The organism is Chryseobacterium sp. WLY505, from assembly GCF_030846215.1.
Classification (GTDB): domain Bacteria; phylum Bacteroidota; class Bacteroidia; order Flavobacteriales; family Weeksellaceae; genus Chryseobacterium.
In genome coordinates this window covers 648341-662971 of the sequence record NZ_JAVCWI010000001.1, presented here as the reverse complement: position 1 = coordinate 662971, position 14631 = coordinate 648341, and the positions used below count along the sequence as shown (strand labels likewise).

At 37.1% G+C, this 14631-nt stretch carries 11 protein-coding genes; 6 read left to right on the top strand and 5 right to left on the bottom strand.

The window, feature by feature from the left end:
- Nucleotide 1 precedes the first annotated feature (1 nt).
- Together RAH34_RS03040 and RAH34_RS03035 are read left to right on the top strand one after the other, a co-directional pair.
- Nucleotides 2–1483 (top strand): trehalase family glycosidase, encoded by a 1482-nt coding sequence (locus RAH34_RS03040; protein ID WP_306595104.1) that lies wholly within the window; start codon nucleotides 2–4, stop codon nucleotides 1481–1483.
- A 23-nt stretch (nucleotides 1484–1506) separates the two neighbouring features.
- Nucleotides 1507–3936: a TonB-dependent receptor gene (locus RAH34_RS03035; protein WP_306595103.1), complete on the top strand. Its 2430-nt coding sequence runs from the start codon at nucleotides 1507–1509 to the stop codon at nucleotides 3934–3936.
- Nucleotides 3937–4317: 381 nt separating this feature from the next.
- On the opposite strand, the gene RAH34_RS03030 is transcribed toward RAH34_RS03035, so the two are convergent.
- Nucleotides 4318–4956: an MBL fold metallo-hydrolase gene (locus RAH34_RS03030; RefSeq protein ID WP_114819507.1), complete on the bottom strand. Its 639-nt coding sequence runs from the start codon at nucleotides 4954–4956 to the stop codon at nucleotides 4318–4320.
- Nucleotides 4957–5026: 70 nt separating this feature from the next.
- On the opposite strand from RAH34_RS03030, the gene RAH34_RS03025 reads away from it, so the two are divergent.
- A complete protein-coding gene (locus RAH34_RS03025; protein WP_306595102.1) occupies nucleotides 5027–6247 on the top strand; it encodes a DUF5103 domain-containing protein in 1221 nt (406 codons plus the stop codon).
- 353 nt (nucleotides 6248–6600) lie between these two features.
- Entirely contained in the window at nucleotides 6601–8553 is a 1953-nt protein-coding gene (locus RAH34_RS03020) for a M4 family metallopeptidase (protein WP_306595101.1), read from the top strand.
- A gap of 81 nt (nucleotides 8554–8634) precedes the next feature.
- Here RAH34_RS03020 and hemH read toward each other — a convergent pair whose 3' ends face one another.
- Genes hemH through RAH34_RS03005 form a run of 3 tightly spaced genes read right to left on the bottom strand, consistent with a single transcriptional unit; the run spans nucleotide 8635 to nucleotide 11095 of the window.
- Nucleotides 8635–9663, bottom strand: a complete 1029-nt coding sequence (hemH, locus tag RAH34_RS03015; RefSeq protein ID WP_114819265.1) for a ferrochelatase — start codon at nucleotides 9661–9663, stop codon at nucleotides 8635–8637.
- A gap of 15 nt (nucleotides 9664–9678) precedes the next feature.
- Nucleotides 9679–10206, bottom strand: a complete 528-nt coding sequence (locus RAH34_RS03010) for an NADPH-dependent FMN reductase (RefSeq protein WP_114819264.1) — start codon at nucleotides 10204–10206, stop codon at nucleotides 9679–9681.
- 10 nt (nucleotides 10207–10216) lie between these two features.
- On the bottom strand, nucleotides 10217–11095 hold the full coding sequence (locus tag RAH34_RS03005) for an iron-sulfur cluster biogenesis protein NfuA (protein ID WP_047434954.1): 879 nt from the start codon (nucleotides 11093–11095) through the stop codon (nucleotides 10217–10219).
- A gap of 162 nt (nucleotides 11096–11257) precedes the next feature.
- Here RAH34_RS03005 and RAH34_RS03000 point away from each other — a divergent pair, with 162 nt between their 5' ends.
- Entirely contained in the window at nucleotides 11258–11794 is a 537-nt protein-coding gene (locus RAH34_RS03000) for a gamma carbonic anhydrase family protein (protein ID WP_034694954.1), read from the top strand.
- Between the two features lie 167 nt (nucleotides 11795–11961).
- Here the strand turns inward: RAH34_RS03000 and RAH34_RS02995 are convergent, their stop codons facing one another.
- Nucleotides 11962–12414 carry a hypothetical protein gene (locus tag RAH34_RS02995; RefSeq protein ID WP_114819262.1) on the bottom strand — a complete coding sequence of 151 codons (453 nt, stop codon included), beginning with the start codon at nucleotides 12412–12414 and terminating at the stop codon, nucleotides 11962–11964.
- Between the two features lie 82 nt (nucleotides 12415–12496).
- Between RAH34_RS02995 and RAH34_RS02990 the strand changes: the two genes are divergently transcribed.
- Nucleotides 12497–14623 (top strand): helix-turn-helix domain-containing protein, encoded by a 2127-nt coding sequence (locus tag RAH34_RS02990; RefSeq protein WP_306595100.1) that lies wholly within the window; start codon nucleotides 12497–12499, stop codon nucleotides 14621–14623.
- Nucleotides 14624–14631: the final 8 nt, after the last annotated feature.

The window sequence follows — 14631 nt, the reverse complement described above, 5'->3', positions numbered from 1 at the left end:
AATGAGTAATCAGCTTTACATAAACGAAATTCAAAGTCTGTTTGATGAGGCACAGAGATCTGAAATTTTTGAAGATCAGAAAATGATGACGGATGCAGTTCCTCTGTTTCCCATTGCAAAGATCAATGAGGATTATGAACAATCCAAAAATACGGAAGGTTTTGATCTGAAAGATTTTGTGATGACTCATTTTGACTTTTTAGGAGCAAGAGTTTCTATTCAGAGAGAAGATCAGCTCCCCATTGGAGAGCATATTGAAAAATTATGGGATGAATTGACCCGTACAGCGTATGAAGAAAAAGGTACCCTTTTAAAATTACCCAAACCCTACATCGTTCCCGGAGGTCGTTTCAATGAATTTTTCTATTGGGACAGCTATTTTATTATGCTTGGATTGCAGGTTTCCGGAAGAGTAGAAATGATGGAGAATATTATTGAAAACTGTTCTTATCTGATCCAGAATGTAGGATTTGTTCCGAATGCCAGCAGAACTCACTTCCTGAGCAGATCGCAGCCTCCTTATTTTTCACTGATGCTGGACCTTCTTTTTGAAACGACAGAAGACAAGGCGATTTATACGAAATACCACGAAACACTGGAGAAAGAATATGCTTTCTGGATGGATGGCGAAGAAGGGCTTGAAAACAATTCCAGCATAAAAAGAATAGTGAAAACAATAAACGGAGATATCCTGAACCGTTATTACGATGCAGAAAATGCACCACGCCCCGAAAGTTATCTGATCGATATTGAAGATCATGAGACCGCTTCAGGCGATGAATTTTACAGAAATATAAGAAGCGCCTGCGAATCCGGCTGGGATTTTTCCAGCAGATGGTTTGCAGACGGAGAAAATATACAGACGATAGAAACGCTGAACCTGGCACAGGTTGATCTGAACTGCCTTTTGTGGCATTTGGAAAAGACTTTAGCGAAATCTTCAGCACTTCAAAATCTGAGTGAAAAAGAAAATTATTTTTCAGAAAGAGCAGCAAGCCGAAGACAGATGATCAATAACTATTTCTGGGATGGAAATACTAACAATTATAAAGATTATCACACAAAAAAAAACACAAAAACACCGTCTGAACATATTGCTGCTCTTTACCCTTTATTCCTTGGAATAGCAGATCAGAAGCAGGCTGAGGCAGTTGCTAAAGCTGTTGCTGAAAAGTTTCTTTACCAGGGAGGGCTTGTTACGACAACCAAAAACTCAGGCCAGCAGTGGGATCTTCCCAATGCATGGGCTCCTTATCAATGGTTAGGATTTAAAGCAATGAAAAATTACGGCTTTGACGAGCTGGCAGAAAAAATTAAAAACAACTGGTGTTCCAATGTAGAAAGGGTCTACAAAAACACCGGGAAACTGATGGAAAAATACAATGCATTAGACACAGAAACAATAGCAGGCGGCGGGGAATACCCTAATCAGGACGGATTCGGTTGGACCAATGGAGTGTATTTACAATTACAACAAAACTGAAACTAACAATAAAAAATATGGCTATGAAAAAAAAATCAATCTTTTTAATCGCCGCAACAGCTACGTTATATTTTAATAATGCTTATGCCCAGGAAACACCGCAGGATTCTGCAAAAGTTTCTTCCATCGATCAGATTGTCATAACAGGAAACTCAAATCCAAAGAAAAAAATAGAATCCAGTACAGCGATTTCCACATTTAGTTCCAAAGAAATTCAGAAACAGAACCCGATCAGTGCAGCTGCTTTATTGCAGAGAGTTCCTGGATTTGCGGTAGAAACTTCAGGAGGTGAAGTAGGAAACAACCTTTTTGCAAGAGGGATTCCTTCTGCAGGAGCTTATGAATTTGTACAGGTACAGGAAGACGGTCTTCCGGTTTTTGAAGACGGAGCGCTTCAGTTTGCTAACGCTGACAACTTTTTCCGTGTAGACAATTCTGTCAACCGTATGGAAGCGTTGAGAGGAGGTTCAGGTTCTATTTTTGCAACCAATTCTCCCGGAGGGTTGATCAACTTTATTACCAGAGAAGGAACCAATGATTTCAGAGGTACAGCAAAGCTGGAAACAAGTACTTATGGATTGATGCGTACTGATGTTAATGTAGGAGGCGCATTGGTTCAGGATAAATTGTTTTTCAATGTCGGTGGTTTTTACAGAACAGATGACGGGATCAGAAAGACGGGTTTTAAAGCCAATAACGGCGGGCAGATCAGAATGAATCTGAAATACGTCTTTGATAAAGGCTATGTAAAAGTATATTACAAAAAACTGGATGACAGAAATACATTCTTCCTTCCGATTCCTTTAATCCAGAACGGAAATAAACTGAAAGGATTCCAGGGATTTGATCCTAATTATGGAACATACAGCTACAGAGCCATCAGTCAACTGAATATTCCTCAGGCGGGAGGTGGATTTTTCAACAGAAATCTTGAAGATGGTATCCACCCGAAAGTAGATGTATTAGGGGCTGAGTTTAAATATGATCTTGGAAATAATTTCACGGTTTTAAACAAAACCAGATACACCAATATCAATATGAATTATACGGGCATTTTCCCGGCAGGTGGACCACAGACGGCAGCCGATTTTGCTAAGAGTAACGGAATTACCGGAAATAACTATCAGTACTCATTGGTAGGCAGTGGAGGTGTTGTTGATCCTCAATATGTACAAAAGCTTGGCTTCTGGGCAATCGACAAGCAGATGAATAATTTTGTGAACGATTTACAATTCAACTATAAATTTGATAAAGGAAATGTTACCGCAGGTTTCTATAAATCCAACTGGAAATCACACCAATACTGGAACTGGAGTAATATTCTGACTACAGCAACAGACAGACCCGAACTACTGAATCTGGTAGATACTTCTTTAAGTCCTTCAGATATTGGATATTCCAAAACATATAACGGAGTAACCAATATGACGTTCTTACAGAGAGATACCCAGACTCAGGGAAGTTTGAATGATCTGTATGTGAACTTAGATTATAACATTACCGATGCTTTAAGCGTAAATGGAGGGCTTCGTTACAGCCATGATTATTACAAAGGAAATTTTGTCAATACAACAACTGCCAATTTAAATAATTCAGGCTTAACCACTGATGGAACTTATGGTTTCAACACGACTACTGCTGATGATAATATGAGCGTATTAGGAAACAAATACACCTATTGGAACTTTAATGTGGATAAAGTTTCTTTTACATTAGCTGCGAATTATAAAATCAATAGAGAAAATGCGGTGTATGCCCGTTTCTCCAATGGTTTCAGATCTCCTAATGAAGAAGCTTATTACAATTATTTCTCCAACCCGACTCCTGATAAACCGTTAAAATCTGTAACAACCAATCAGCTGGAAGTAGGGTATAAGTATTATTCGCGTACTTTTGATGTAGCAGTAATTCCATTCTATTCTACATTAAAGAACCTGTCATTTACAGATATCTTCTCGGATGGAAAGTCTGAAAATACTTTTGCCAATACAGAAAATTATGGAGTTGAGGTGGAAGGTTTCGCCCGCCTATTCAATAATATACTGGAAGTTACCTTTAATGGAACCATTCAGAGTCCGAAATATAAAAACCTTGAAGCCGGAAGTGTTCTTGAAGGAAATGTAGTAAGAAGAATGCCGAAGTTTTATTTTAATATTTCACCAGCGGTGAATATTACCAGATCATGGAGAGCCTATGTCAGTATGAACTACTATGGAAAGCGTTTCCAGGATGAGAAGAATGTACAGACGCTGCCATCTTTCACAGAATTTGGAGCGGGAATGTCTTACCAGTTAGGGAGAATACGTTTTGCCGTTGACGGTACCAATATCTTTAACACCATTGGAATTACAGAAGGCGATCCAAGAGCAGGATCACCTAATGGAGACGGAATCATCATGGCCAGACCTATTATGGGAGCTGCTGCCAGAGCCTCAATCACCCTGGATTTCTAAATTCTATTTCTTTATAACAGCAAAACCGTCAGAATTTCTGGCGGTTTTGTATTTTTTATTATTACGTTTCGATAAAAAGTATAAATACATTGAGAATGTCAATATTTGCGGGGTGAATTAACAGGTCGCTCCTCCGGAGCTTTATTTTACGGCGATTTTATTTTTTCTACTAACAGTAGATCCCGATGGGATCAAATTTAGCTCCAATAGGAGCTAACTGTTAATAGAACGTATTGGTTTTAAAATTATAGCTCCGGAGGAGCGACCTGTTAATTATGTTTAAATTTTATCGAACAAGAATAATTTTTATATAAAGTATCAGATCTGAGGTTGATTCAAGATATTTATATGACTCTCAAACCCTCAAACCCTCCGACTTTTTTACTTCAAAAACGGATTATACTGTTTCTCAAAACCAATCGATGTAGGATTTCCATGCCCTGAGAAAACCTGAGTATCATTATCCAGAATGAAAAGTTTGGATTTAATACCCTCAATCAGCTGATCATAATTTCCTTTATACAGATCTGTTCTTCCGATACTTCCTTCAAAAAGAACGTCACCGGAAATCATGAATTTCTGATTGTCATTATGATAAACAACACTTCCCGGAGAATGTCCCGGAACATGATATATTTTGAACTTTTCTCCATCCAGATCAAGTTCATCGCCTTCTTTCACATACTCTACATTCACTTTTACTGGATTGATCTGCATTCCGAATCTCATCCCGCTTGCCTGAAGCATATCCAGAACTTCCTGGTCTTCCTGATGCATATTCACAGGAACATTGAATTTGTCAAAAGCCCACTGAAGTCCCAATACATGATCAATATGAGCGTGGGTCAATAGAATTTTCTGAATTTTCAGCCCTTTTTCAGCAATGAAGTTTTCAATAGCCTGAGTTTCCTGAGCATTCATATTTCCCGGATCAATTAACCAGGCATTTTTATTTTCGTTATAAAGGATATAAGTATTTTCGCTCGCAAAGTTGAATACGAAACCTTGAATCTGAAGCATATCTGAATATTTTTTATTCAAAAATACGATATTATTAAGAAAATGGCTATTTTTCGTTATCTTCGTCATAATGAAAACTTTGCGAATACTCTTACTTTCTTTGAGCGGACTGGTTTTTGGACAAAATATCCAAAGTGTTCAGCTGTTCAATCCTCAGACCAATGATGAAACCCCTGTAATTAAGATAGGTGAACAGCTGGTTCTGGGCTTTGATGATCTTACCAACGGCAGCCAGATCTATAGGTATACCTTCAAACATTATGACAGAAACTGGAATGAAGATAATCTGTTTTTTACTGAATTTGCTACCGGAAGTATGAATGCTCTTCTGGATCAGTTTCAATATTCTTTCAATACACTACAAGCCTACACTCACTATAAACTGGTTTTTCCGAATGATAAAATCCAGCTGAAAGTTTCAGGGAATTATGAGCTGATTGTCTACAAAGATTCGGCAGACCAGCCTTTGTTCAAAAAGAGATTTTATCTGGTAGAAGATGTAACGTCTGTGGGGTTAAATATTTCAAGATTTGCTGATGCAAAAAATCCCAGCGTTAATCAGAGGGTGGAAGTGAATGTTTCTCCAAAAGGAGGAGATATTTCTTCCAATGTTAATTCAATCACGATGAATGTGATGCAGAATAACAACCCGAATATGGTGATTTCCAATCTTAAACCGAGCAGTGTTTTAGGAAATCAGGTATTGTTCCAGCAGATGAATCTTGTTTTTCCGGGAGATAATGAGTTTTATTATTTCGATAATAAAAATATGAATATGGCCGCAGATATGGTGCGTGCTACCGAAATAAAAGATGATGTGAACCAGACGTATCTTCATCCGGTATGGGCGTTTCCTTTAAACTATCAGTATCAGCCCGATGTGAATGGAGCATGGTATTACAGAAGAAATGATTTGGGTAGAGAAAGAGATGCTGAAAGAGAAGCTGACTATTCATGGGTACATTTCTACCTGGATTCCGATCCTGTGGATAAAGAAATTTATGTACTGGGAGGATTTAATAATTTTAAACCCAGCAAAGAAAATCAGATGCAGTATGATGCATCTGCCAAACAATATGTAGCGAAAATATTCCTGAAACAAGGGTTTTATAACTATGTTTTAGCAACAAAAGAAGGAAATGGTTCCCTGAACTTTGGGGAAGTAAATGGTAATTTCTGGCAGACAGAAAATCTTTATCAGGCATTTCTTTATTATGCACCATTTGGAAGAAATTATGATGGGTTGATGGGATATGGAGAATTCAGAACACCGATTGCCAATAAAAGGTAAGTAATTATAATTTAAAATATACATATAAAATAGGGCTGTCTCTTAAGATGGTCCTATTTTTTTGCTCGTATTGGAAAGAATTAATCATTCAAATCTTAGATTACTATTAATTTTCTACAATATAATGCACTGCATAGTGAAAAAAAATAATTCACAAAATTTTGATTTTAATTAAATATTTTAACATAAAATTTACATTATTGAAAAATTATATTTAAATAATTTTCTTTTTTTTAAAATCATTATTGTGTTTTATTTATTGATTTATAATATCAATTGAATTTTATTCATTGTTTCTCTTGTTTTATTGTGAAAAGTTTATAAATTCGTCACCACAATCAACCAATATTAATATGAAAACGAAATTTATCTTAGTAGCAAGCGTTGCTGCATGCTCCTTTGTCTTTGGACAAAACACACCATCAAAATTAATTCCGGGAAAAAGCGGATTACATGCTGAATTTATGAGATTTGAAAAAAATGCACCTGCTTACCAGGGCAGCCCTGTTTTATTTGACGAAACGTCTCAGAGACTTTCTCCGGGGCAAGCCCGCAAACTAGGCCTGGAAAAAGATGCATTAGGTTTTGAAACTCAAAGATTTCAACAGACCGTTAATGATATTCCCGTAGAATACGGAATGATGGCGGTACAGACAAAAGGCGGTAAAATTGTAGGACAATCAGGAAAATGGGTTGTTAAAATTCCGAAAGGCCTTGACAAAACTGCCAGTCTTGCTGAAAATGTTGCTTTACAGAGTGCTTTGTCATTTGTAGGCGCAGAATCCTATAAATGGAAAAATAAAGAAGAAGAAGATTTTCTTAAAAAAGAAACCGGCGATCCCAATGCAAGCTATGCTCCAAAAGGTGAACTGGTGTATTATTCAAATCCTGATGATGATAAACTGAATGATTTAAGGCTGGCCTATAAATTTGATATCTATGCCGAAAAACCATTAAGCAGACAATATGTTTTTGTAGATGCTAAAAATGGAAAAGTATTAGGAGTAGATGCTATCATTCACGAAGTGAACACACCAGGTACAGCCGTTACAGGATATAGCGGAACCCGCAGCATCACTGCAGATTCTTATAACGGAAGTTACCGTTTAAGAGAAACAGGAAGAAATGGAGGAACAGCAGTAGAAACTTACAACCTGAAAAAAGGAACCAGCTATGCTTCTGCGGTAGATTTTACCGATACAGACAATAACTGGAATAATGTCAATACCAATAAAGACCAATACGCTACCGATGCGCATTGGGGAGCAGAAATGACAGTGGATTATTTCTACACAAAATACGGACGTAAGAGTATTGATAACAATAACTTCGCTATTAAATCGTATGTTCATTATTCTACCAATTATTTTAATGCATTTTGGGATGGTTCAAGAATGACTTATGGGGATGGAAGTTCTACCACAAACGGTGGAAAACCTTTAACAGCCATAGATGTATGCGGCCACGAAATTACACACGGATTGACTTCTAAAACAGCGAATCTTGCTTATCAGAGAGAATCCGGAGCTTTAAATGAAGGATTCTCAGATATCTTCGGAAATACCATTGAGCGTTGGGCAAGACCTACACAGGCAAGCTGGACATTGGGAGAAGATTTCAACTACGTGATCAGAAATATGGCGAATCCTAATGCATACAGCCAGCCGGATACCTATATGGGAACTTACTGGAAAACTACCACCACTTCAGGTTGTGTTACTCCAAGTCAATCTAATGATTATTGCGGGGTTCATACCAATTCAGGTGTCCTTAACTTCTGGTATTATCTGTTAGTAACAGGAGGTTCAGGCACCAACGATAAAGGATTTGCTTATAATGTTTCCGGAATCGGACTTGATAAGGCAGGGGCTATTGCCTACAGAACTTTGACAACTTATCTGACGTCTTCTTCTACGTATGCGAATGCAAGAACTTATTCTCTTCAGGCAGCAGCAGATTTGTATGGAGCAGGCAGTAATGAAGTAACTCAGGTTACCAATGCATGGAATGCTGTAGGTGTAGGAGGAGGAACTTCAGCAGCAGGAAAAACAGCAATAGCAGAAACACCGCTTTATACGATAAGCCCAAATCCAGCAACAGACAGATTTACCATCAACTTTGAAGGGAAGTCAGGAAAAGGAATTGTAGAACTGGTAAGTCTTACTGGTAAAAAAGAAATTTCTGAGAAAGTAGAAATAACTGACGGAGCCAATAAACTGAACATCCAACTGCCTTCCAATATTCTTCCGGGAGTATATATTGTATTGGTAAACGGAGAAAAAGCAGGAAACCTGATTAAAAAATAACCAAATCAAATCTTTAATATATTTAACGAAAAGGCCGCAAGTGAATTCTTGCGGCCTTTTGTATATTTTGAGTAAAGTACATTATACTAAATAAAAATCATTCAGTTTTTCTTCACAAAGCGTTTTTACCACTTCAATCCATCGGTCTTCATCATTCAGACATGGAATATAATGGAAATTTTCACCACCACCATGCATGAACTGCTCTTTTCCTTCTACAGAAATTTCTTCCAGAGTCTCAAGACAGTCGGAAACGAATGCCGGACATACAACAGCCAGGTTTTTTATTCCCTTTTTGCCAATGGTCTCCAGAGTTTCGTCGGTATAAGGCTCAATCCACTTGTCTTTTCCTAATCTTGACTGGAAAGAAACAATCGTTTTCTCTTTAGGTAAATTCAATTTATCAATGACAAGCTGTGTCGTTTTATAACATTGATGACGATAGCAGAACTGATGACTTGGATTATCCTCTCTGGAACAACAGTCATTAAGATTACAGGTCTTCGTAGGATCTGTCTTATAAATATGTCTTTCCGGAACACCATGGTAAGAGAACTGCAATGCATCGAAATTTTCAGGAAGCTTCTCTTTAATACTTTCCGCAAGACAGTTAATATAAATATCCCTGTTGTAGAAAGGCTGAATATAATTAATTTTTATACCGGGAAACTTCTTTTTTCTCACTTCTTCCGCCTTTTCAATCACGGTTTCCGTGGTACTCATCGCATATTGAGGATATAGTGGAAAAAGAACAATTTCAGTGACTCCCTGATCAACAAGTTTCTGGATACCAGCTTCAATGCTTGGTTGTGCATATCTCATCCCGATTTCCACAGGAACATCTACTACTTTCTGAAGCTTTTTCTGGATTTGTTCAGTAATAACGATCAGCGGAGAACCTTCATCCGTCCAAACCGTTTTATAGGCTTCAGCAGATTTTGCAGGTCTTGTTTTCAGGATAATTCCCTGTACAAGAAGGGCACGAAAGATCCAACGGTAATCAATCACCCTTTCATCCATCAGAAATTCATCAAGATATTCCTTTACGTCGTTTACAGCTGTTGATCTCGGTGATCCGAGGTTGACTAGTAAAATTCCTTTCTTATTCAATATTCTAAATTTTAATTATGAAACAGAACTTGTAAAATCTGTTACTAATTTTAATACTTTGGCAAAGGTATTACTTTCCAGTAAGCCATTGCCGTCAAATTTGCCTTTTATCCCTTTTATTAATGCCTGATGTTTATCATCTGTTACAGCTCCAAGAGTTTTTAAAATTAATAATAACTCTTCGTGACCTCTTTCTCCACTGGCAGAAGCGGTAATCACAGCAACTGGTTTTTCAGAAAATACTGTTGTGGAAACACACCACTCCAACAGATTTTTTACTCTTCCCGGGATACTGAAAATATATTCCGGTGTGGAAAATATTACCCCTGAAGCATTTTTAATATCTTCTCTGATTTTCAGAACTTCTTCTGGAGTATGATTATCCGTTAATGCTGTATCAAAATGGGGAAGGAAAGCTAGATCAGTATACATCTGACAGTCTGTATTGTCCATATTTTCCAGCACCTGTTCCATCAGTTTCTGATTGCTGGAATTTGCCGAAGCACTTCCAATGATCACCAAAATTTTCTTTCCGGGAGGCATTTTAACTGTTTTATCCGTTTACGGCTTCCACTCTTTCTACTAAGTCCGGAACGAATTGTTTTAAGATATTTTCAATTCCGTTTTTCAAAGTAGCAGTAGAGCTTGGGCAGCCAGAGCATGCACCCTGTAGAAGCATTTTTGCTGTTTTGCTTTCCTGATCATATTCCATCAGAGAAATTTTCCCACCATCATTTTCTACGGCAGGAGCTACATATTCATTTAAGATGTCAGAAATTTTCTGCTCATCTTCAGTATAATCTCTGTTGATGATTTTTTCAACTGGGTTTTCGTGTTTCTGAGGTTCGATTTTTGAAATTTCACCTCCGTTCTGAAGATATTCGGCAATAAGTGCACGAACAGTCATCATCACCTGGTGCCATTCTACAGAATTATCTCTTGTAACCGCTACAAAATTGTCTGAAATGAAAACTTCCGTAGCAAAATCAAACTCTTTAAAAATAGCCAGTGCCAAAGGAACTTCTTCAGCAGCTTCTTTCGATTTTACTTCCACAAAACCATCCATCAGCAGTTTGCTTGATACAAACTTCATTACATTCGGATTCGGAGTCATTTCAGCATAAATCTGATACATTTCTTTTTTCTTCTGAAGATAAATTCTCGGGTTAGCCAGTAATTCATCCTCAATTACATTTTTCAGACTTTCAGCAACATGTTCCCATTCTATGGTATCCTGTTTTGCCACAGCTACAAAATTAGCAGTAATGAAAACTCTTTCCACAAAAGGATAATTGAAAAGTTCCTGTGCCAAAGGAATTTCTGAAATATCTGAATTTCTGTCAAGTTCCAAAGACCCTGGGATGAGGTTGTAATCTGCTACAAATTTCATCACTTTTGGGTTTTCAGTTGGTTCTATAAGTACGGTACGCATTTTTTCGTTAAATTTGAGATACAAAAATACGCATTAGAAGTTAGAAGCTGAAAATTGAGAGTTAGATTTTTGCTATCACTGTAATTTAGAAGTTAGATATCAGAAAAGATAGTATATTTTAATTTTCAATTGGGCACATTTTCACATTTTCAAATTAATATTATGGCACTAATAAAACAGCTTTTAGGAAAAGCACCACAGATCGGAGAGAATACTTTTTTAGCAGAAACGGCAACTATTATTGGCGATGTTACAATGGGAAAAGACTGCAGTGTCTGGTATAATGCAGTGATCAGAGGTGATGTTCACTATATCAAGATGGGTGACAAGGTGAATGTTCAGGATAATGCAATGCTGCACTGTACGTATCAGAAATATCCTTTGAATATAGGGAACAATGTTTCTATAGGACATAATGCCATTGTTCATGGATGTACCATTAAAGACAATGTACTGATCGGGATGGGAGCTATTGTGATGGACGACTGTCTGGTAGAAGAAAACTCCATTGTAGGAGCAGGTTCTGTAGTGACTCAGGGAACTCACATTAAATCCGGAGAAGTCTGGGGAGGAGTTCCTGCAAGAAAAATCAAAGATATCAATGCCCAGTTACTGGAAGGAGAAGTGAACAGAATTGCAGATAACTATGTGAAATATTCATCATGGTATAAGGAGAATGTGAAGGATCATCAATTTTAGGAGGTCAAGTGAATAGTCAATTCGCTGCGCTTGTCAATTATTTTGCGATCAGAATTCACTATTCACTTGCGAAGCAAAATTCACTTATTGATCTAGTTAAAATAAATATAAAAGCTCTGTTCTGAAACAGAGCTTTTTCGATTTGATATAGAACCTTTGCTTTATTGTTAATTATTATCCGGCGTGATAAGTCTGATCTTACCATTAACACATTTGAGTGATGTAGGCGGCTCGATCATCATACAGTCAGACGTAATATTATACTTTTCATTAAAAGCTTTCACTTTATCCGTATACTCATTCACCCTTGGTAAGAAAGTCGCTTCTATTTTCTTGGGATAGGCAATGTATTGCTGAGGTCCGCCGCAGGCTTTTGATCCCATAGGAGCAAACGCCCAGTCGCTGGCATCCGTACATTTTTCTCCTGATACTTCAGATTCAATAGAAGCTTTTAATCTATCCAGCTGTGCCTGTTCATATTTCTGACTGTCTTCGTCAGCAGGCCTGTCAGCAATATCAATAGGAAGATTGGTATTGGCATTCTTTGATGTATTACACGAAACTAAAGTTAATGTAGTACACAATACTATTGCCGGGATATGAAAGAATAATTTTTTCACAATAAACTTTTTTCTTTTTAAGAATTTTCAAAACTTATGCCAAGGTAAGAAATTCAAATTCATTTCCGTATTTTTGACGAAGATGAATAATCATTTTTTTGACTTAATAGAATATACAAACAGAAGCGTTTTTTTAACCGGGAAAGCCGGAACAGGAAAGACGACATTTCTTAATGATTTTGTAAGGCGTACCAAGAAAAAGCATATTGTAGTGGCTCCCACGGGGATTGCTGCCATTAATGCAGGAGGAGTAACCATCCATTCCATGTTTGGACTGCCGCTAAGAACCTTTCTTCCTACTACAGAAAGGATAGATACCAGTTTGGCTAATAATATTGCCGATCTGATGCCTCATTTCAAATACCGTAAAGACAAACTGAAACTTCTGCGAGAAGTTGAAATCATTATCATTGATGAGGTTTCAATGCTGAGGGCTGATGTTCTGGATATGATGGATTTTTCTTTGAGATTCATCAGAAGGAATAACCAGAGATTTGGAGGGGTACAAATGTTTTTTATCGGGGATTTGTATCAGCTTCCTCCGGTAGTGAGGGATGAGCACATTTTGAAAATGTATTACAACTCGCCCTTCTTTTTTGACAGCCATGCCATTAAAGAAATTCCTATCGTCACCATTGAACTGACAAAAGTGTACAGGCAATCTGACGAAGAGTTTCTGGAAATTCTGAATGCGATCCGTGACGGCGATGTGGATAATATAGACTTTGATCATCTTAATGAAAGGTATGATCCTGACTTTGATATGGGAAAAGAGTCTTATGTATATCTCTGTTCTCACAACAAAATGGCAGACGAGATCAATCAGGAGAAACTGACAGAAATAAAAGTTGATCCTCAGGTGTATGAAGCTAAATTGGTCGGTGATTTCAAAGAAAACCAATTTCCGAATGAACAATTTTTAGAACTGAAAATTGGAGCGCAGATCATGTTTATCCGAAATGATATTTCTGGTGAAAAGAAATATTTTAACGGAAAACTGGGTGAAATCATTGGATTGGATGAAAATGAAATCCGTGTTGTACTGGATGAAAGTGAAAGAGAAATTGTTGTCAAAAGAGAAACCTGGGAACAGAAAAAATATTTCCTTGACACGGATAAAAATATCAAAGAGGAAGTGTTGGGAAGTTTCGAGCAGTTTCCCATCAAATTAGCATGGGCGGTTACGATTCATAAAAGTCAGGGATTAACGTTTGATAAAGTGATTATTGATGCCGGAAAGAGTTTTACTGCCGGTCAGGTCTATGTAGCTTTATCCCGTTGCAGAACATTGGAGGGGATTGTTTTAAAATCAAAAATTACTCCTGAAGTTATTTTTAAAGATAACAGGATTTTGCATTTCCACACAGATACGATTGCCAATGATCATGTTGAAGCGATCCTTAATCAGGAAAAATATGATTACAGCATTAGAAAAGTACTGCGTACGTTAGACTGTACATGGTTTTTGAAAGAAGTGGAAGAGTGGAATAACCTTTCCATTGTTACCAAGAATATTGACCATGTTAAAACCAAGCAGCTTTATCTTCAGTTGAAGCATGAAGCGGTAAATCTTGGAAAAATATTTGAAAAACTGGAACGAATCATTTTTCAGAAGGTTAATAATTTTATTGAGCAGAAAGAAGAATGGTCCGAAATTGAGAGCAAATCAAAAGGCGCTGTTAATTTCTTCTTTACAGAAACCAGAAATAAAATTTTTGATCCTTTAAAAGAATTTTATGCCGAAATAAAAGGTGCAAAAGGCTTAAAACAATATAACGAAGAATTTAAAAGCTGGCTGGAAGATATTGAAGAGTATCTGAACAGTCTGAGAGAGATACACCTTCTTGAAACGAAACTTTTAGATGAAAAAAATGATAAGGAAATCAATCTGAAAATTGCTAAAGTTCCGTCACAGGTTTTAACTTTCCAGCTGTTTGAACAGGGAAAAACGATCGGTGAAATTGCCTTGGAAAGAGGGCTGGTGAAAGAAACTGTTATTGGGCATCTTGCCAAATTTGCCGAACAGGGATTGCTGGACATCGCCAGAGTCATTACTTCGGATAAAATCAAAGCTTTTGAAGATGAATTCTATAAAAATCCACACGAAACTTTAACCGAGTGGAAGAATGCACTGCCAAGCCATTTTGAATTTAACGAAATCAGGATTTTAATTAATCATTATAATTATAAAAAAGAAAAGAACTCATAAGAGTTCTT